Consider the following 19694-nt stretch of genomic DNA (forward strand, 5'->3'; position numbering starts at 1 on the left):
GCGTCGCAGTTGGTCGGGGTCAACCGGGTATGGGCCAGACCGGGCGCGCACACCAGGACCTTGCGCAAGGTGCCGACCTCGGAATGCACCCCGTAGCCGGCCGACGGACGGGTGGTGTCGGTCATGAGGGGTTCCTCCTCGACGACGTGCCTCGACGACGTGCCTCGACGACGGTGCGGCCGGAGGCGCGGACCCGACCGAGCGGATGGATGCCGGTGGTCGGCCGGGTCAGCTCTCCTCGCCCACGGGGGGCGCAGGTGTGATCGACGGGGAGCATCCCCCCGGTCCGCCGGACCGGTCCTCGTCCGCAGGAGGTGAATTCGCCGCCCCGAGCCGAGCAGCGCGTCCGCCGACAGCCAGGGGATCGGTCGACCAGCACCACCTTCAGCAGCGGGGTGAGCGGGATCGCCGGGACGGCGCCGACCAGCCGTCCGCCGACGGCCCGGCAGGACGAGCAGCACCCGTCCCGCGCGGGAGCAGAGTGGCCTCGTCCGCAGCGGACGAGACCGTGCCGTGGTGCTGACCGGCGCCGCCGGTGGACCCGACCGGGCTCCGGCGGCGTGGCGGTCGCTCCCGCGAGCGGCACCTCATCCGGCCCGGACGATGCCCGGCACCGCACGGTCGCGCACGCTGGCTGCCCATCCGCGTTCGGAGGCAAGTGAAGGGGACCGGGCGTGTCCGCACGACGCTACGAGATCCGGGTGGCCGGGCTGCTGTCCCCGCGCTCCCGCGCCGCCTTCCCCGACATGGTCGTCTCCGACGCACCGCCGGAAACCATCATCAGGGGCGAAGTCCGCGACGACTCCCACCTGCACGGCGTGCTCGCCCAGTTGCGGACGCTGGGCCTGCGGCTGGTGTCGGTGCAGGAGGTTCCCGCGACGGCGACTGACCGGGGCCGGTGCTCACCCTGAACCGGGGTCAGACCATGCCGTGGGTCTGCCGGATGCGGCGCAGGGTCAGCGCCATGAACAGCCGGTTGCGGCCGTACACGTCGGACAGTTCGAAGCCGAACACGCGCTCGGCCTGCGCGACCCGGTGCTGCACGGAGTTGTGGTGCACCCCCAGTGCGCGGGCCGCCTGCCGGATCGATCCGGTGACGGCGACGTCGAGGGTCGGCAGCATGTCCGGTCCGCCGAGCGCGAGCACCTGGTCGAGCGCCTGCACGTCACCGATGCGGGAGATCTGTTCCGGGGTGAGGGCCTCGGCGAGCACCTCGTAGCCGTTCAGGGCCTCCGCGCGGACGAGGACGCCCTCCTCGGTCCGGTACGGGCCGTGGTCCCGGGGGCTGGGCTGGCTGAACCGGAAGGCGTGGTCGGCCTCCGCGCACGCGAGCGGCGCCGCGCTGGCCGGGTGCACGCGGCTCGCGCCCACCTGCAGCCCGCGCGGCACGCCCAGGTGGTCGAGGTCGGCGAGATCGCCGACCCGGAGCATCACCGTCGTCCTCGACCGGGTGACGGTGAGGACGCTGCTGCCCCCCGCGGCCGAGAGCGCCATCGCGAAGGTCTCGATCGTCGGGCCCGCGCCGGCGACGGTGAACGCACGCAGCGGCGTCGAGGCCCGCAGCCCGAGGCCGAGCAGGGACCGGCTGCGCAGCGGCGGGGTGGTCACCGGATCGACCAGCAGCCCCACCAACTGCGCCTGCGAGCGGTGCGGGACCGTCAGCGACTCCCGGTCGAGGAGCACGATCGCCAGCACGGCGAGGCGCTCGAGCAGCAGCGCGTCGTCCAGCGTCGCCGGAGTCCCGAGCGCGACGGTGATCCCCCGAGGAGCGCCGACGGCAGCGACGTCGTCGGGCCAGTCCGCCGGCGCACCGGCCGGGTCGGCGACCAGTGCCCGTCCGTCCGGGACCCGGACCGCGACAGCGCGGCCGGCGCGCCGAGCGAGGTCGCGGACCGCCTGTTCCAGCGGCGGATGGCGCACGAGCAGGTCGTCGACGAAGCGCAGCAGTTCGACCCGGTCGGTCGGAAGGTCGGACGTGGTCATCGGCTCCTCCCACTCCGCGTCGTCGCGGGCCGGACCGCGTCAGCCTGGCACGTACCGCGGCCCGGGGTGAAGCGTCGGGAGCAGCGGCCAGCGCCATTTGGCTCGAAAGCGAGCCGCTTTGTCCGGTGACCCCGATCCACGGCCGTTGGCATGCTCGATCCATCCCCCGACGCCGCGCCGCCTCCGGCCAGCGGCCCGCCCCGCCGATGAGCGGGGCGACGGGGGATCCCAACCGCCCACTCACGTCGAGGTGATGTGCATGGCACTGGACGAAGCCACGTCGAACTTCCTGGCCCAGATGGCGGCCGCGGGCGGGAAACCGCTGCACGAGATGACCCCGCAGGAGGCCCGCGGACTGGGCGTCATGCTCCGCGACCTGTACGGAACCGGCCCGGAGATGAAGTCCGTCCAGGACGTCCGCGTCCCGGTCGAGGGCGGCGACATCCTCGTCCGGGTCCTCACCCCCACCGAGGACCCGCGCGGCGTGCTCGTCTACTTCCACGGCGGCGGCTGGGTCATCGGTGAGATCGCCGAGTTCGAGACGCTCGGGCGGACCCTCGCCGAGCGCACCGGGCTGACGACCCTGCTGGTCGATTACCGGCTCGCGCCCGAGCACCGCTACCCCACCGCGGTCGAGGACTCCTGGGCCGCCCTTCGGTGGGCCGAGGCGAACCGGTCGTCGCTGGCCCCGTCCGGGGGGCCGCTGGTGGTCGCCGGGGACAGCGCCGGGGGCAACATCAGCGCGATCATGGCCCAGCGCGCGAAGGCCGCCGGCGGACCGGCGATCGGCCTGCAGGTGCTGGTGTACCCGGTGACCGACGCCGACGTCGACAACGAGTCCTACACCGACCCGGCGAACCAGCTCATGCTCTCCCGGGACTCGATGATCTGGTTCTGGGACCACTACGCACCCGACCCCGCCGCCCGCGCACTTCCCGACGCCTCGCCGATCAGGGCCGAGGACCTGTCCGGCCTGCCCCCGGCGGTCGTCCTCACCGCGGAGCACGACGTGCTGCGCGACGAGGGAGAGGCCTACGCCCGGCGTCTGGCCTGGGCGGGTGTCCCGGTGCAACACCGCCGTTTCGAGGGCCAGATGCACGGCTTCTTCACCATGGTCAACGTGCTGCCCGGCAGCAGCGCCGGCATCGACCACGTCGCCGCGGCGATCGACGAGCACCTCGCCACGACCACCGACGCCTGAGGAGGACGACGATGTCCACCACCGAAGCTCCCGCGCCCGCCGGGGACCGCCAGGTCCCGACCACCGTCGACGTCGTCGTGGTCGGAGCCGGCTTCTCCGGGATGTACCTGCTGCACAAGCTCCGCGGCATGGGCCTGTCCGCGGTCGTGTTCGAAGCCGGCACGGACGTCGGCGGGACCTGGTACTGGAACCGCTACCCCGGCGCCCGGGTCGACGTCGAGAGCCTGGCGTACTCGTACTCCTTCGACCCGGACATGGAGCAGCGCTTCGAGTGGCAGGAGCGCTACCCCACCCAACCCGAGATCCTCGCCTACGCCCGCCACGTCGCCGACCGCTTCGACCTGCGCAAGGACATCGTCTTCCGCACCCGCATCACCGCGGCGCACTACGACGAGGCCGAGAGGACCTGGACGGTCCGGACCGAGCACGAGGACGCCGTGACGACGCGGTTCCTCGTGATGGCCACCGGGTGCCTGTCGTCGTCGAAGCTGCCGGAGATCCCCGGCCTGGACTCGTTCAAGGGCGAGACCTTCCACACCGCGCACTGGCCCCACGAAGGCGTCGACTTCACCGGCAAGCGGGTCGGGCTCATCGGCACCGGATCCTCCGGGGTCCAGTCGATCCCGGTCATCGCCGAGCAGGCCGACGATCTGACCGTGTTCCAGCGGACACCGGCCTACAGCCTGCCGGCGCGCAACCGGAAGCTCACCGTCGACGAGATCGCCGGGATGAAGGCCGGCTACCGGGACTACCGGCAGGCCCAGAAGGAGTCCGGCTTCGGCGTCCCCACCGCGATCCCCACCAAGTCCGTGCTCGAGGTCTCGGACTCCGAGCGCAACGCCGCCTTCGAGCAGGCGTGGGAGAGCGGCAGCCTGGTCAACCTGCTGACCACCTACACCGACCTGACCGTGAACCAGGAAGCCAACGACAAGGCGAAGGACTGGGTCCACAGCAAGATCAAGTCGATCGTCACCGACCCGCGGACCGCGCAGGACCTCTGCCCCGAGTACCCGATCGGCACCAAGCGGCCGTGCCTGGACTCCGGCTACTACGAGACCTACAACCGCGACGACGTGCACCTGGTGAACCTGCAGCGCGAGCCGCTCATCGAGGTCACCGAGCGCGGCATCCGCACCGCGGCGCGCGAGTACGAGTTCGACGCGATCGTCTACGCCACCGGGTTCGACGCCATGACCGGCTCGCTGACCAACGTCGACATCCGCGGCCGCGACGGGACCTCGCTCAAGGAGACCTGGAGCGCCGGTCCGCGGACCTACCTGGGCATCGGCTCGGCCGGGTTCCCCAACCTGTTCATGATCACCGGCCCGGGCAGCCCGTCGGTGCTGTCGAACATGGTCGTCTCCATCGAGCAGCACGTCGACTGGGTCTGCGACGCCGTCGCGCACCTGCGGAGCCAGGGCCTGACCACGATCGAAGCCACCCAGGAGGCGCAGGACGCCTGGGTCGACCACGTCAACCAGGTCGCCGGGTTCACCCTCTACCCCAAGGCCAACTCCTGGTACATGGGGGCGAACGTGCCCGGCAAGCCACGGGTGTTCATGCCCTACGCCGGCGGCGTCGGCGAGTACCGCAAGAAGTGCGACGAGGTCGCGAAGAACGGCTACGACGGGTTCGCGCTGACCGCGTGAGCCCCCTGGCTGCGTCCGCGGTCCGCGAGGACCGCGGACGCAGCTCACGTTCCGCTCGTCCGACGCGACGAAGTCGACGAAGACCGCGCGTCGGTCCTGCGGCAGTCCCCCGGCGAGGTGGGAGTCAGGCCGGGGCGTGGAGCCGCATCAGCGCCCGGTACATCTGCGCCTTGGTCGGCGGCGCCGGCAGCGGACGGGCGGCTCCGCGACGTCGATGCGGTGATCACCCCCACGCCGACATCGGGTCCTCGCGCAGCGGGCCGGCTCACTCGAACGCGTCCGGTTCGCCCTGGCCGACCTGACCCACACCCGCCACGAGATCGCCCAGGTCGAGCACCGCATGCTCGACGTGCTCGACCACCTCGAGCTCACCGAACTGCTCGGTTCCATCCCCGCGGTGTCGACCATCGGGGCCGCGACGATCCTGGCCGAGACCGGTGACCCGAGCCTGCGACGCCGGACGCGGCGCCTGCGGACCGGGGCACCGCCGATGTTCTCAGCTCAGCGCAGCGACTGCGGCCCGAGCGGCCGCGGCGACGAGTGCGTCGTCGTGCTCGGCGTTCTGCTCCCCGCGGCTGGACATGACGACCAGCACGATCGGGGCGCGGTCCGGGGGCCGGAGCACCGCGATGTCGTTGCGCGTGCCGTACGACCCGGTGCCGGTCTTGTCCCCGACCTCCCAGCCGGCGGGGACCCCGGCGCGGATGAGCGCTCCGCCAGTCGTGTTCTCCCGCAGCCACCCGGTGAGCAGGGTGCGGTCGTCGTCGTCGAGCGCGTCGCCCAGGGCGTAGGCGCGCAGGTCACCGGCCATGGCGCGCGGGGTGCTGGTGTCGCGGTCGTCGCCGGGGACGGCCTGGTTCAGCTCCGGCTCGGTGCGCTCGACGCGGGTGACGTCGTCGCCGAGGGCGGCCAGCGCGGCGTCCAGGCCGGCGGGCCCGCCGAGGTGGCGCAGCAGCAGGTTGCCCGCGGTGTTGTCGCTGTAGCGGACGGCGGCGTCGCACAGCTCGCGCAGGGTCATACCGGCGCCGGTGCGCCGCTCGGTGATCGGCGAGTAGGCGACCAGATCGGCGGCGGTGTAGGGGACGAGTTGGTCGAGCTCGGCCGGTGAGGTCCCGTCGAGCACCGCGGCAGCGGCGAGGGCCTTGAACGTGGAGGCGTAGGCGAAGCGCTCGTCCGCGCGGAAGGCCAGGGTGCGCTCCGAGCCCGTGTCGACCGCGAACACCCCGAGTCTGGCGTCGAAGTCCCGTTCGAGCTGCGCGAACGCGGCGTCCGCGGTGTCGATCACCGTGCTGGCAGCGGGGCCGGCCGTGGTCGGGGCAGTGGCGGGGGGCGGCGAGGCGGCCGGGCGGTCGTCGGCCGAACATGCGGCCAGGGCGATGGACCCGGCGACTGCCAGGGCGGTGAGCAGACGGGTTCGGGGTCGGGTGGCGCCGGTGGCGGTCACGGGTCTCCTCGTGGTCGGGAGCGGGTCAGCGCAGGAGCGGTTCGAGGAAGCGGCCCGTGGCGGCGACGGCCGGGGCCGAGGAGCCGCCGTCCACGACGAGCACGGCGACGGCGAGGTCCCCGGCCGTGGCGACGAACCAGCCGTGCGATCGGGAGCCGTCGCCGAACTGCGCCGTGCCGGTCTTGCCGGCCACGCCGGGCAGGTCGGCGAGGGCGGTGGCGCTGCCCGCGGTGACGGTTTCGCGCATCATCGCGCGCAGGTCCTCGGCCACGCCCGGCTCCAGCGGCGCCGGCGCGCGATCGGAGGTGGTCGTCCGGCCCGGCAGCAGCACCGGGGTCACCGTCTCCCCGCGCACGACCGCCGCTGCGACCAGCGCCATCCCGAACGGGCTGGCCAGCACCTCGCCCTGCCCGATCGACCACTCCACGCGCTGTTCCGGGCGCGGCGCCGGCGGCACCGATCCGGTCATCGTGGTCGTGCCGGGTACGACGTGGTCGACGCCGAGTCCCAGCTGGGCCGCGGCCCCGGCGAGCGCGTCGGGTGGGAGGTCGACGGCCAGGCGCGCCATCGTCGTGTTGCACGAGTTCGCGAACGCCGTGTGCAGCGGGACGTCGCCGAGGGCGAAGCCGTCGTTGGTGATCTGCCGGCCCTGGACGTTCTCGGTGTAGGGGCAGGCCAGCACGGAGTCCGCCTCGGCCGCGCCCGCCTGCAGGGCCGCCGCCGTCGTCACGATCTTGAAGGTGGAGCCGGGCGGGTAGCGGCCGACGAGGGCGGGCGCGCCCTCGCGGTCGGCGGCCGGTGTCTGGGCCACCGCGAGCACCTCTCCGGTCGAGGGCCGGACCGCGACGATCATCGCCGACTGCTCGACCGGGGCCAGCGCCTCCTGCGCCGCGCGCTGCACATCGGCGTCGACGGAAGTGACCAGCGGCTCGGCGGTCGCGGGCGCCGCCTCGTGCAGGACGTCGAGCGCTCCGTCGGCAGCCACCGCCGAGATCCGCCACCCCGGCTGCGCCACCCCCGGCTCTTCGACCTCGTCGGCGAGGCCGGTCAGCAGCGGGGAGGACAGGTCGGGGTCGGCCGACAGCAGCCGGGTGTCCTCGACCGTGTCGATTCCGGGCAGGTCCGCCACCGCGGCCTGGAGCCCGTCGTAGTCGGGTCCGCGCAGCGTGACGACCCGGTGGCGCTGTCCCTCGGGGGCAGCCGCGGCACCGTCGAGGATCGACCGCTCGGTGATCGTCGGGTCGAACGCCCGCAGCTCGGCCGCCAGCGCCCGCGCGACCCCGGGCTCCGCCTCGGCCGGGTCGAGGAGCAGGGTCACCACCCGCTGGGGGGACATCAGCTCGACGCCGTCGCCGGTCAGCACGGGCGGGACCGGGGCGTCGAGGGTGTCCAGCCGCAGCCGCCGGCCCGGATCCAGCTCGGGATGCAGCACCGAGGGCGCCCAGCCCACCCGCCACCCGTCCGCGGTGTCGCGCAGCTCGGCGCGGCTGTCGTAGGTCCACAGGCGCCCGCCGCCGAAGTCCCAGGACAGGGTGAACGCCGCGGTGATCGCCGTGCCCTCCTCCTCGATCCGCAGGCCCTCGGCGCGCACGGCCACCGGTTCGAGGGCGGTCCGGTAGCCCAGCAGGTCCGCGGCGGCCGCCGGATCGTCGGTCGCGGCCGCCGCGGCGGGCACATCGCCGGCCGCCAACGCAGCGAGGAAGGTCCGCGCCGCCTCGTCGGCTCCTCCGCCGAACAGGCCGCAGCCCGACAGCGGCGCGAGCAACGCCGCCACCAGCAGCGCCGTGACCGTCCGCCTGTTCCGTCCCCGCCTGCTCGTCCCCGCCATCCCGATCTCCCTCCGTCGTCCGGAGCGGAGTCAACCGAGGAAGGGGCGATGATGTCGAATACGCTATCGGGAGCCAGATCGAGCATTTCGGGTATCGCACGAGGTGGAGGGCGCGGTGGACCTGCTGCGCTACGTCCGGTTCTTCGTCACCATCGCCGAGGAGCGGCAGTTCGGCTTCGCCGCCCGCCGGATCGGCATCTCCCAGCCGCCGCTGTCGCGCGGACTGCAGCGCCTGGAGGCCGAGCTCGGCGTCCGGCTGCTCGACCGGGGCCCGCACGGCGTCGACCTGACCGACGCCGGCGCCGCGCTGCTGCCGCACGCGCACCGGCTGCTGCAGGCCGAGCACACGCTGCGCCAGGCCGCGCAGATCGAGGCGACGGGGAGCCGTGGCGTCCGGCTCGGCGTCGTTCCCCAGCTGCCCATCGCGGCGTCGGCGCGGCTGGCGGCCACAGCCGCGGCGCGCGCGGACGGCCGAGCGCGCGGAGGTGTCACCCTGCTGACCGCGCCCACCACGGCACTCGTCGACGCGGTGGCCGAAGGTCGGCTGGACGTGGCCGTCGTGGTCCACCCAGCCGTGCTGGGGTCCCTGGTCGCCGGCGACGTCGTCCGGCTCCCGACGGCGCTGCTGGTGCCGCACCCGCCGCGGGCGAGCACCGATCCGCGGTCGCGGCTGCGCGAGCTCGTCCGCGTCCCGCTCGCCGTCCCGCCGAGGGAGGACAACCCACCGGCCCACGACCTGCTCGTCGACACCCTCGACGAGCAGGGCGTCACCGCGGGCACGACCCGGGTGGCCGACGAGCGGGCCGCGGTGGCCCTGGCCGCCACCGGGCGGGCCTGCGTGCTGACCGCCGACCCGACGGTCCACGCCACCGGGGTGCGCCGCGTGCCCGTGCCCGGCGACGTCCTGCCGCTGCGGCTGCGGGTGGTCGCCCCCGAGCGGGCACCGGAACTGGTCGCTGCGCTCACCGCGGCCCTCGTCGAACCGGCCGGGCCCCGGTGACCGGCCCGGAAGCGCGGATCCGCGAGCTGTTCACCGCAGCCGGGGTGCGCGGGTGGCTGCACGCGAAGCGGATCGGGTCGAGCGGCGACCCGGGCCCGGAGGTGGCCCTCGACGCCGACGGCCGCGTGGTGATGGCGTCGGTCTACAAGCTGCCGCTGCTGGTGGCGTTCTGCCGGGCGGTGGACGACGGGGCGCTCGACCCGGTGGCGCCGGTGCGGCTGCTGCCCGAGGCGCGCACCGCCGGGCCGACCGGGGTCTCGGCGATGAGCGATCCGGTCACGATGTCCCTGCGCGACGTCGCCCGCTCGATGGTCGCCGTCTCGGACAACGCCGCTGCCGACGCCCTGCTCGATGCCGTCGGCCTGCCGCGCGTCCACGACGCCTTGCGGGTGCTCGGCCTGCGCGCGACGTCGGTGCACGGCGGCACCCGCGACACCCACGTCAGCCTCGTGCGGGACACCGGGGCCGACACCCTGCCGGACGCGATGTCCCGGCTCGCCGACAACGACCGCCCGGTGGACCCGACCGCGCTCGACCCGCTGCTGTCCAGCGCGACGACGGGCCGCGACATGACCCGGCTGCTCGAGGCCATCTGGACCGACGCGGCGGCGAGCCCGGCACAGTGCGCCTACATGCGCACCGTGCTCGGCCAGCAGGTGTGGCCGCACCGGCTCGCGGCGGGGTTCCCGCACCCGGCCGTGCGGGTGGCCGGCAAGACCGGGACGCTCGGACCGCTGCGTCACGAGGTCGGCGTCGTGCAGTACCGCGACGAGCCGGCGGTGGCCGTGGCGGTGTTCACCCGGGCCGCCCGCGCCGAGGTCCACCTGCCCGCCGTGGACGCGGTGATCGGCAGCACGGCCCGCGTCGCGGTCGGTGCGCTACGCGTCTGACCCACCGCGGGCTGGTCGCTCAGGCCACCTGCTGCTCACCCGCCGACCCGCGGGCGGCGCCGTCCACCTCCTGCACCAGGCCGAGCCGCCGCAGACCGCCATCCGCCGTTCCCGGCAGGGCTTGACCTGCGAGTGGCCCGTGCCACACGGGACTTGAGGGTGCCGCAGCGGCACGGCCCTTACTGGACGCACACAACCTGGACGCACATACGCATGACTGGACGGAGTACGGGATGACCGGGGCAGCGCACCACGTGGAGCACCTCCCCAGGCTGAGACCGGACGGGAAGAACCTGCTGGTCTGCGCCCAGCCGGACGCTGACGACCCGCGGCTCGTCCACATCCACCTGGCGACCAGCGAGAAGATCCTGGTCGCCGCCGTGGATGGGCACGTCCTGCGCCCCATGGGCCCGGTCCGACCCGGAACGGCGCGGATCGGGTACCCGGCCGTCAGCGTAGTGATCCCCACACGCAACGAGGCGAAGAACCTCGAGATCGTCCTGCCCGCGATCGCCGCCCTGCGGCCCGCGGTCCACGAGATCGTCGTCGTCGACGGCAACTCCACGGACGACTCGATCGAGGTCGCGCGTCGCGTGCTGCCCTCCGTCAAGACGATCACCCAGACCCGCACCGGCAAGGGCAACGCCATGGCCTGCGGTTTCGCAGCGGTGACCGGGGATGTCGTGGTCATGTTCGACGCCGACGGCTCCGCCGACCCGGCCGAGATCCCCCGCTTCGTGGCGGCGCTCGTGGCCGGCGCCGACTTCGCCAAGGGCAGCCGGTTCGCCCCGGGCGGCGGCAGCGACGACATCACGCTGCTGCGCAGGACCGGCAACTCCGGCCTCAACCGCGTCGCGAACGCGCTGTTCGGCACCTCCTACACCGATCTCTGCTACGGCTACAACGCTTTCTGGGCCGACTGCCGGATCGCCGCAGCCGACTTGAAGATCACCGAAGTGCCCTCGGTCGAGCGGCGCCGGATGTTCGGGCACACCAACCTCCGCACGTTCGCCGACGGCATCCGCGTCTTGCGCACACTGTTCGCCGAGCACCGCCGCAAGGTCACCCGATACAGGTCGTCGAGCCGCTCGCCGGTGACGACGGGCAGCGTCTTGTCCTAGGTGTCGGTCCGGTGGTCCAACGCCGGGTAACGGGCAGTGGGGGCGACGGGACAGCGCGCCTGGCGCCGCAGACGGCGTCGGCCTCGGCGGACATCAGGGTGTTGATGAAGGTGGTCAACATGCTGCGCAGCAGGTCCGGGGAGGCGTTGGACAGGTGATCGTGCAGGAACTGGGCAGGGTCGATACTGGACGGTGCGGTCATCGCGTGGTCACCCTTCTGAAGGACTGTGAGAGGTCTCCAGAAGATCACGCGATGGCCGCCCTACACGAGGTTCCGCCCGTCACCGGGCCGGTCGCACACCACCTTGGTGGACGCCACTCGGTACTCACCGCTGATCGGCCCTATCCGTGGGGCAAAGTGTGGGCGAGCACCGGCTTGGACCGGTGTTGACCGGGCGGCCAAGTGGCGATCTGGGGTTCGAGCAGGAGCCGGGCCTCAATGATCTGCACTGGGCGCCCGCGCTGGTGCGCCGGCCACGGCAGGTGCCGACAACCGCGTGGTGGGCATTCCGCCCTGTCTTGATCAAGCAGGAGCCGGACCCGGCAGCGACTGGTCGAAGGCTGCGTCCAACCCGGTCAGCAGCCAGCGGTCATCCGCAGCCACCCCACCGACGAGCGCTGCCGAGAGGGACGGGCGGAAGGACAAACCATCGACGAGGTCGGCAGCTCGTCCAACGAGACATGCCACATCGGCGCGTCGTGTGTCGGGCAGGACTGCGACCTGCGGACCCACCTCGATGACCACCCGCGCCTGCGGGTCGGTCGCATCAACGCCGAGCGTCCCGCGCCGAGTCGAGCCACCCGAAGCGAGGAGGGCCGGACCGAGTGCCGCAGCGTACCAGAGGCAGGCGAGCACCTCGTCGGGCTCCTCGGTCGGCGCCAGGCCGAGGGGCAGGAGCACGTCCCCTCGTGGATCCACCCGTCCCACAGGGCGTGCGTCGCGACGAGACGCAGCTCGACGTGACCCAGCGGCGACTCCCCGATCAGCGACCATCCCTCGTCGTCCAGGCCCGCGACGGCGGCGGCGAGCGCGTCGGTGGTCTCGACGAAGCGAGCGAGGGCATGGGACGGCGTCCAACCGGGCACTGCCTCCACCAACAGGGCGGGCGTCACCACGGGATCGAAGGAGCGAAACAGCCGTGTGGGCTCGCCGGCGCGCGCGCCGGCGATCGAGGCCTGCCAGAGCTCGTTGATCCCCACGAGGTGCACCACCACGTCCCGCACCGACCAGCGCGCGCAGCGGGTCGGGATCGACCACTGATCGGGGTCGAGCGCGGCGAGGACCTCCGCGAGGCGTCGCCGCTGGCGCAGGAGCGGGATCGACGGATCACCGGTAGCACCCTGGATGCGCAGCACCGGCACCCCGTCATAGCGCGGTGTCAGGAGCACCACGGAAACCTACTGGGGGAACCCGCATCCGAGGGCTCCGCGCGCACGATTGCCAACGGCCGTGCCGGTCCCTAGCCTCTGGTCGGGCGGTGCCATGTCACGGATTGGTCCTGGGCCGGAGCTCAGAGGTCGGCGCGGTGAGTGCGAAGCACTGGACCGGTTGTTGGCCGGTGTGCGCGCGGGGCACAGCCAGGTGGTGGTTCTGCACGGCGAGGCGGGCGTGGGCAAGTCCGCCCTCCTGGACTACTTGGTGGCGAACTCGGCCGGGTTCCGCACCTCCCGAGCGGGTGGGGTCGAGTCGGAGATGGAGATCCCCTTCGCCGGTCTGCACCAGTTCTGCATGCCGTTCCTGGACCGGTTGGGACGACTGCCCGATCCGCAGCGCGGCGCGCTGGACACGGTCTTCGGGCTGCGGACCGGGCCAGCTCCGGACCGCTTCCTCATCGGTCTGGCCGTGCTCACGCTGCTCTCCGACGTGGCCGAGGACCAGCCCTTCGTCTGCGTGATCGACGACGTGCAGTGGCTCGACCGCGCCTCCCGACAGACCTTCGCGTTCATCGCCCGCCGCCTGTTCGCCGAGGCGATCGGCATGGTCTTCGCCGTGCGCGACGGCAACAACGACCACGGTCTGGACGGGCTGACCGAGTTGCGGGTGCGTGGGCTGACCGACGACGACGCGCGCGCCCTGCTGAGCTCGGTGATCGCGGGCCCGCTCGACGAACGCGTGCGCGACCGGATCATCGCCGAGACCCGCGGCAACCCGCTCGCCCTGCTCGAGCTGCCCCGGGGACTGTCACCAGCCGAGCTCGCGGGGGGATTCGGGCTCCCGACCGCGATGCCGATGGTCAACCGCATCGAGCGCGGCTTCTTGATGCGGCTCCGACCGCTCCCCGCGGACACACGTCGGTTGCTGCTCACCGCTGCCGCCGAACCCATCGGGGATGTCGACCTGCTCTGGCGCGCGGTCGAGCAACTCGGGATCCGCGCCGACGCAGCAGGCCCCGCGGTGGCGGCGCAGCTGATCGAGATCAGGGGACGGGTGCGGTTCCGTCATCCGTTGGTCCGGTCGGCGGCCTACCGCGCCGCCGACCCGCGCGAGCTGCGGGACGTGCACCACGCGCTGGGTGAGGTGACCGACGTGCACCTCGATCCCGATCGTCGTGCGTGGCACCGGGCTCACGCAGCGTTGCGGCCCGACGAGTCCGTAGCCCACGAGCTGGAGCGCTCCGCGAGCCGGGCGCAGGCGCGAGGGGGAATCGCCGCCGCGGCCGGATTCCTCGCGCGGGCGGCCGAGCTGACCCCCGATCTCTCCAGGCGGGGTGCGCGGGCCCTGGCTGCGGCGCAGGCCAAATTCGACGCATCCGCCCCGGAGGCCGCGTCGCAGCTGCTCTCGGTCGCCGAACGGTGCCCGCTCGACGCTCTCCAGCAAGCGCTGTCGAACCAGCTCCGCGCGCGGTTGACGTTCGCCCGCCATCGGGGCAGCGCCGCCCCGTCGCTCTCATTCCTGCTCGACGCGGCCAGGAGGTTCGAGCCGTTGGACGCAGGACGGGCGCGCGACACCTACCTCGAGGCGTTGCGGGCCGGTATCTTCGCCGGCCGGCTCGGCGACGCCGGCGAGATGCGCCAGGTGGCCATGGCCGCACGGGCGGCGCCTCCGGCCCGCGACGAGCGACGACCCGCCGACCTCCTGCTCGATGGCCTTGCCGTCCGGTTCACTGACGGCTGCACCGCGGCCGTATCCCCACTCCGCCAGGCGCTCGAGGCGTTCGCCGGGGAGGGGACACGGCACCCGGAGGACGTGCGGTGGCTCTGGCTGGCATGGCCGGTCGCCTACGAGGTGTGGGACGACGAGGCGTGGCACCAGCTCAGCACCCGGCTCGTCCGCTTTGCCCGCGACCTGGGCGCCCTCACCGTTCTTCCACTGGCGCTGGTCTACCGCGCTCAGCTCCACGTCCAGGCCGGCGAGTTCGACGCCGCCACCGCGCTGCTCGACGAGGTCGCGATGATCAAGGAGGCGACCGGCAGCACGCCCCTCATGTACACCTCGACCAGCTCCAGCGCGTCTCTGGTGCTTGCGGCCTGGCGCGGCCAGGAGGTCCGGGCACTGGAGCTCATCGAGGACAGCATCCGCGAAGGCTCACTGCGGGGCGAGGGCCGGGCGATCTCCCTTGCGGAGTTCTCCAGAGCGGTCCTCTACAACGGGCTCGGTCGCTACGACGCCGCGCTCGTCGCCGCGGAGCGGGTGTGTGAGCACGACGACCTGGCCCTGCACCCCTGGGGCCTGGTCGAGCTGATCGAGGCCGGCGCCCGCCTGGGTCTCATCGAGCGCGCCGCGACGGCCCTCGGCGAGCTCGAGGACCGGACCCGGGCCGCGGGGACGGACTGGGCGCTCGGTACCGCAGCCCGCTGCCGCGCTCTGCTGAGCGACGGCGACACCGCGGAGCGCCTGCACCGGGAATCGATCGAGCGCCTGGGACGCACCCGCATCCGCATCAGCCTGGCTCGCGCCCACCTGCTCTTCGGCGAATGGCTGCGCCGCGAGGGACGCCGGGTCGCCGCCCGCGAGCAGTTGCGCACCGCGCACGAGATGCTCACCGAGATCGGGATGGAGGGGTTCGCCGAGCGCGCCCGGCGCGAGCTGCTCGCCACGGGCGAGACCGTGCGCAAGCGCAGCACGGCGTCGCCGGTCGACCTCACGCCGCAGGAGGGACAGATCGCCCGCCTCGCCGCCGACGGTTCCACGAACCCGGAGATCGCCGTGACGATGTTCATCAGCGCGCGCACGGTGGAGTGGCACCTGCACAAGGTGTTCGCCAAGCTGGGAGTCAGCTCCCGCAGGCAGCTCCGCACCGCGCTCGTCGAGACCGCGCGGACGACCTCGCGAGCCTGAGGCCGCTCACCCCTCCTCGACGTCGGCGAAGACGATCCGCACCCCACCCGTCGCGAGCGCGAACAACTCGGGGATGAACTCCCCTGCCTCCGCCGTGGTCACCGCCCGGCTCGCGGCGTCGTAGTCGGCGAAGTACAGGCTGATCAGCCGGTGGGCCGGGGCGGGTGTGCCGTCCTCCTTGGGCCAGACCCTCGAGGTCTGCATCCGCTGGATGTCGGGGATCTTCTTCGCCAGGCGGAGCAGCTCGGGGTAGCCGGCTTCGAACGCCGCGGAATCGTGTGGGACGTCGATGATGGCGGTAATGGCGGTGGTCATGGTCTCTCCTCTGCCGGTCCGTTCACGGGCTGGTCCTCGTCCGGTGGGACGCGCCGTTACCCGGCGGCGCGGATGTCAGCGAGCAGCGCGAGCAGCGCGTGCAGGAACGCTTCCGAGAAAGTGGGGAAGGGCTGGATCACGTCGCTCATCACCTCGATCGGTATCCGGGCGCGGACCGCCAGGGTCGCTTGTTGCAGCCACTCCCCTGCCTCAGGGCCAGCCGCGTACGCCCCGGTCAGCCGCTGCCCGTCGGAGACGAGCGCCATGAACCCCGGGTCGGAGGCGTAGGTCCGGCTGTAGGTGGCCGCGCGCCCCACGTCCGCCAGCCGCACCTGGACGACGAAAGCGCCTTCGGTCTCGCCGACGGCGGCCACCTGAGGATCGGTGAACACCACGCGCGGGACGGCGGTGTAGTCGGCCCGGCGCGGCTCACCGAGGATGTTCGACGCGGCGACGCGGCCCTGGTACTTGCCGACGTAGGTGAGCGGCCAGATCCCGGTCACGTCACCGACGGCCCAGAGCCCGTCGGCGACCTGCATCCGGGTGTCCACGGACAGCTCCTCCAGTCCGACGGTCTCCAACCCGATGTCATCCCGGCGCGGGCGGCGACCGGTGGCCACGAGGAGCCTGTCCCCGCGCACAGGCTCGTGGTCGTCGAACTGGAGTAGGTACTCACCGTCCTCGTAGCGGGCGGCCGAGGTCCGCCGGGCGAGGTGGAGGGCGACGCCGTCGGCGACGAGGGCTTCGCCGAGCGCCGCACCGAGCGCCCGCGGCTCGCGGGGCAGCAGGTGCTCGGATTCGGCGACGATCGCCACCTCACCCCCCAGGCGCGCGACCGCCTGCGCCATCTCGACACCGACCGGGCCGGCGCCCAGCACCACGAGGCGGCGTGGGACGGCCGTCATGCCGGTCGCCTCGCGGCTGCCCCACACGCCGGGGAGCTCGCGCAGGCCCGGGACCGGGGGGACGATCGGTAAGGATCCGGTGGCCACCACGACGTCGCGAGCGGTGTGGATGACCCCGTCGACCGACACCCGGCCCGGTCCGGCGAGCCGGCCGGTCCCCCGCAGGACCTCGATGCCGGCTCCCTTGGCCCAGGAGTTCGCACCCGCGTCGTCGTAGGAGGACACCATGAAGTCGCGCCAGGCGAAGGCGGCCTGGGCGTCGATCTTGTCTCCCACGGCCTGCGACGCCCCCGGCGCGCGCCGAGCGGCGGCCAGCGCTTCTCCCGGGCGCAGCAGGGTCTTCGACGGTATGCAGGCGTAGTACGAGCATTCGCCACCGAGCAGCTCGCGCTCGACGATCGCGACCCGAAGGCCGCCCGCCACCAGGTGACCGGCGCAGTGCTCCCCCGCCGCCCCGCCGCCCACGACAATGACGTCGTAGTCCGTCGCCGTTCCGCTCGCGGCCGGGCTCGTCATCGGCCCGGCGCCCGGGTCGTGACTTCCTGCAGCAGCCAACCGTTCCCGTCCGGGTCGCTGAACGAGGCGAACGAGCCGTAGTCGCGACGGTCCGGGTCGGGACCGTCCACGCGGCCCGTCGTGCCCGCGTGGTGGAACACCCCGCCCTCGTCGTGGAACACCTTGTCCACGTCGATGCCCCGGCCGACGAGATCGGCGTGGGCCGCTTCGATGTCGACCACGGTGAGCTGGAGGCCTTGCATCGAGCCGGGCGCCGCGGTGGTGACCCCGGCACCGAAGATGATCGAGCACTCGGAGTCCGGCGGGGTCAGCTGCACGACGCGGAAGTCGGGGCCGGTGACGAAGTCGGCGTCGAGGCGCCATCCCAGCGACTGGTAGAACCGCTTGGCCCGGTCGACGTCGGACACGGGCACGACCACGACCTCCAGCTTGCGGGAGGTGCTGGACGCAGCGCCGGGGACGAGGCGGTACCCGTCCGCGGCCAGTGCCCGCGCCATGTGCTCGGCGTACCACTGGGGCCACTCGTCGTGATGCCGTCCCCCCAGCTGCTCGGTCTCGTAGACCCCGTGCGCCGCCGCGGCGCGCTCGAGGACGCCGGTGAGGATCTCGGTCGTCGTGGCGCTCATGGTTTGTTCCCTTGTTCGGTGAGAAAGGCGTTGGTCGCTGCGGCGAACTCGTGCGGGTACTGGAACAGGAAGCCGTGATTGGCATCCGGGTAGATGAGCAATGTGGCGTTCGGGAGGTGCCCGGCCAGCAGGTACGTGTTGACGGTCGGGATCATCACGTCGTCGGAGCCGTTGGCGACCAGGGTCGGCGCCTGGATGCTCTGCAGGCGGGCGAGCAGGCCGAAGTCCCGGACCCCCCAGTCAATGATGGCCGCGACCTGCGCGTCGCGGACCGCGAGATCGGGAACGACGTCCCGGTCCTCGGTGCGGGTGAAGATTCGCTCGACGAACTGCCGGCCCTTCGCCTGGCTCGTCGATGACGGCGCGAAGAACAAGTACAGGATGTCCTCCGCCCCCTGCACGTCCTTCATGGCGTGCGCCCGTGCCTCGGGGATCCAGCCGTGCATCTCCCGGCCACCCTGCGGCCCGGTCCCGGCCAGGATCATGCGACGCACCAGGTGCGGGCGCTGCAGAGCGACCTCTTGGGCGACGAACCCGCCGATGGAGAAACCGAACAGGTCGACCTCGGTCAGGCCGAGCGCGTCGATGAAGGTGAGCGCGTCCCGCCCGAACGCCGCGAACGACGTCGGCACCGAGCCGGTCGACAACCCGACGCCCGCGGCGTCGAACAGGACGACCTCTCGCTCCCGAGCGATGTCGTCGAGGAGGGCGGGATCCCAGTTGTCGAGGTTGCCGCGGAAGTGCTGGAAGAAGACGACGGGGACGGTGCCGGCCCTCCCGTAGCGCCGGTAGGCGTAGGTGGTGCCGTTCGCGGCGTGCACGCTGCGGTTGGGCGCCGTGTACTGCGACGCCAGGACCGCGGTCATCGCGAACCGCGCAGGCGGACGTCGCCGATGTCCAGGAGGATCGCGGCGGAGTCCTGGACGGGGGTGCCGTCGGTCCCCCGCAGCAGGACCCGGCGGCGGGTGGGCACGATCAGGCCGTCGAAGTCGCGGTGCTCGGTGGTGTAGTGGGCCACCAAGGGGTTGCCGTTCACGTCCGGGGAGTAGTCCACCCGCCGCTGCAGGCCGGTGTCGGCGTCGAAGTAGTAGGTCTGCACGCGGCTGTGGCTCGCGATGGACGGCGGGAACAGCACCTCGAGGCGTCGCCAGGTCTCGCCGACCTCGTGCCACGGCTCGATCTCGCGGGCCTCGGCGCCGGGCCGGGTGAACAGGAACGGTTCGAGCAGGTAGGTCCACGTGGCGTAGGAGATGAAGTAGCCGGTCTGCGCCGGCGTCCACGGGGTGTCCGGCGCGAAGCCCGCCATGCTCGCCCGCGGCGCGACCAGCTCGTCGATCACCTGCCCGTCCCGGTCGGTGACGGTGACGCGATCGGCGTCCTGGTCGTGCTCCAGCGTCCGCCCGGCCCCGAACGGTGTCATGGAGATGCGCTGGCGGTGCACATCGGCGACCACCGACTGGTGGCCCAGCAGGTCCGGCTGGCCCTTGTAGGCCCAGAACCCGCCGTGGACGTGCACCTCGGCCGCTACGGATGCGGCCTTTTCCCACCGCTGGAGGCCCCCGTGCCTGCCGATGACGAAGTCGATCAGGTCGCTCATGGGTCCTCCTCGATTCCCTGCCGCACCGGCTCGGGTCGTGGTTCCACCGTTGCGCTGCGGGCAGGCCGATCGCACCTGTGTGATGCCCTGGTCGATGCCCGGGCAGTTCCTGGCCGACACGGAAAGAGCGGAGGGCTCCCCGCTCCCGAGCTACCTCGATTACTGAGAGGTCGTTGCAGAAGTCGAGGTGTGTCGGTCCTTTGTAGACCGGGCCCCGGCGCGGACGATCACGGTCGATGGCGACGGGATCGACGGCTGAGCGACTGGTGAGCGACGAGCTGTGGGAGTTGATCGAGCCGCTGATTCCTCCACCTCGGCGTCGTCGACGCCGTGATGGGCG

At 72.7% G+C, this 19694-nt stretch carries 16 protein-coding genes and 1 pseudogene; 7 read left to right on the forward strand and 10 right to left on the reverse strand.

The genetic code is table 11. The annotated features are described in order from the left end of the window. Nucleotides 1-674: 674 nt before the first annotated feature. Nucleotides 675-911, forward strand: a complete 237-nt coding sequence (locus KIK08_RS27555) for a DUF8691 family protein (RefSeq protein ID WP_214406181.1) — start codon at nucleotides 675-677, stop codon at nucleotides 909-911. A 7-nt stretch (nucleotides 912-918) separates the two neighbouring features. On the opposite strand, the gene KIK08_RS27560 is transcribed toward KIK08_RS27555, so the two are convergent. After that, complete coding sequence (locus tag KIK08_RS27560) at nucleotides 919-1983, reverse strand: helix-turn-helix domain-containing protein (protein ID WP_214406182.1); 1065 nt, start codon at nucleotides 1981-1983, stop codon at nucleotides 919-921. A gap of 259 nt (nucleotides 1984-2242) precedes the next feature. Between KIK08_RS27560 and KIK08_RS27565 the strand changes: the two genes are divergently transcribed. Continuing rightward, nucleotides 2243-3184 (forward strand): alpha/beta hydrolase, encoded by a 942-nt coding sequence (locus KIK08_RS27565; protein WP_214406183.1) that lies wholly within the window; start codon nucleotides 2243-2245, stop codon nucleotides 3182-3184. Between the two features lie 11 nt (nucleotides 3185-3195). Then, on the forward strand, nucleotides 3196-4833 hold the full coding sequence (locus KIK08_RS27570) for a flavin-containing monooxygenase (RefSeq protein ID WP_214406184.1): 1638 nt from the start codon (nucleotides 3196-3198) through the stop codon (nucleotides 4831-4833). Nucleotides 4834-5329: 496 nt separating this feature from the next. Here KIK08_RS27570 and bla read toward each other — a convergent pair whose 3' ends face one another. After that, a complete protein-coding gene (gene bla, locus KIK08_RS27575) occupies nucleotides 5330-6277 on the reverse strand; it encodes a class A beta-lactamase (RefSeq protein ID WP_408004735.1) in 948 nt (315 codons plus the stop codon). Nucleotides 6278-6302: 25 nt separating this feature from the next. After that, nucleotides 6303-8105: a penicillin-binding transpeptidase domain-containing protein gene (locus tag KIK08_RS27580; RefSeq protein WP_214406185.1), complete on the reverse strand. Its 1803-nt coding sequence runs from the start codon at nucleotides 8103-8105 to the stop codon at nucleotides 6303-6305. A gap of 115 nt (nucleotides 8106-8220) precedes the next feature. Between KIK08_RS27580 and KIK08_RS27585 the strand changes: the two genes are divergently transcribed. The 3 genes from KIK08_RS27585 to KIK08_RS27595 all read left to right on the forward strand — a co-directional run bounded on the left by KIK08_RS27585 (nucleotide 8221) and on the right by KIK08_RS27595 (nucleotide 11116). Next, nucleotides 8221-9105, forward strand: coding sequence for a LysR family transcriptional regulator (locus KIK08_RS27585; protein WP_214406186.1), 885 nt, complete (start codon nucleotides 8221-8223; stop codon nucleotides 9103-9105). Further along, the gene (locus KIK08_RS27590) at nucleotides 9102-9995 is read left to right on the forward strand and encodes a serine hydrolase (protein WP_214406187.1); all 894 of its coding nucleotides are present in this window, start codon (nucleotides 9102-9104) and stop codon (nucleotides 9993-9995) included. Before KIK08_RS27585 ends, KIK08_RS27590 begins: the two co-directional genes overlap by 4 nt. Before the next feature lie 233 nt (nucleotides 9996-10228). Further along, nucleotides 10229-11116 (forward strand): glycosyltransferase family 2 protein, encoded by an 888-nt coding sequence (locus KIK08_RS27595; RefSeq protein WP_250557932.1) that lies wholly within the window; start codon nucleotides 10229-10231, stop codon nucleotides 11114-11116. 61 nt (nucleotides 11117-11177) lie between these two features. Here the strand turns inward: KIK08_RS27595 and KIK08_RS40370 are convergent. Then, nucleotides 11178-11318: pseudogene (locus tag KIK08_RS40370) on the reverse strand (IS256 family transposase); the annotation flags it as partial. Between the two features lie 374 nt (nucleotides 11319-11692). Next, entirely contained in the window at nucleotides 11693-12505 is an 813-nt protein-coding gene (locus KIK08_RS27600; protein ID WP_214406188.1) for a maleylpyruvate isomerase family mycothiol-dependent enzyme, read from the reverse strand. Nucleotides 12506-12566: 61 nt separating this feature from the next. Here KIK08_RS27600 and KIK08_RS27605 point away from each other — a divergent pair, with 61 nt between their 5' ends. Then, nucleotides 12567-15395, forward strand: a complete 2829-nt coding sequence (locus KIK08_RS27605) for a helix-turn-helix transcriptional regulator (RefSeq protein WP_308257934.1) — start codon at nucleotides 12567-12569, stop codon at nucleotides 15393-15395. 6 nt (nucleotides 15396-15401) lie between these two features. Here KIK08_RS27605 and KIK08_RS27610 read toward each other — a convergent pair whose 3' ends face one another. The 5 genes from KIK08_RS27610 to KIK08_RS27630 are packed head-to-tail and all read right to left on the reverse strand — an operon-like array spanning nucleotide 15402 to nucleotide 19354. Further along, nucleotides 15402-15710, reverse strand: coding sequence for a hypothetical protein (locus tag KIK08_RS27610; RefSeq protein ID WP_214406189.1), 309 nt, complete (start codon nucleotides 15708-15710; stop codon nucleotides 15402-15404). A gap of 56 nt (nucleotides 15711-15766) precedes the next feature. After that, nucleotides 15767-17131, reverse strand: coding sequence for a dihydrolipoyl dehydrogenase family protein (locus tag KIK08_RS27615; protein WP_214406190.1), 1365 nt, complete (start codon nucleotides 17129-17131; stop codon nucleotides 15767-15769). Then, entirely contained in the window at nucleotides 17128-17757 is a 630-nt protein-coding gene (locus KIK08_RS27620; RefSeq protein ID WP_308257935.1) for a VOC family protein, read from the reverse strand. Before KIK08_RS27620 ends, KIK08_RS27615 begins: the two co-directional genes overlap by 4 nt. Further along, on the reverse strand, nucleotides 17754-18578 hold the full coding sequence (locus tag KIK08_RS27625) for an alpha/beta fold hydrolase (RefSeq protein WP_214406191.1): 825 nt from the start codon (nucleotides 18576-18578) through the stop codon (nucleotides 17754-17756). Before KIK08_RS27625 ends, KIK08_RS27620 begins: the two co-directional genes overlap by 4 nt. A gap of 41 nt (nucleotides 18579-18619) precedes the next feature. Further along, nucleotides 18620-19354: a hypothetical protein gene (locus KIK08_RS27630; RefSeq protein ID WP_214406192.1), complete on the reverse strand. Its 735-nt coding sequence runs from the start codon at nucleotides 19352-19354 to the stop codon at nucleotides 18620-18622. Nucleotides 19355-19694 lie beyond the last annotated feature (340 nt).

Source organism: Pseudonocardia lacus, assembly GCF_018531445.1.
GTDB classification, from domain to species: Bacteria; Actinomycetota; Actinomycetes; order Mycobacteriales; family Pseudonocardiaceae; genus Pseudonocardia; species Pseudonocardia lacus.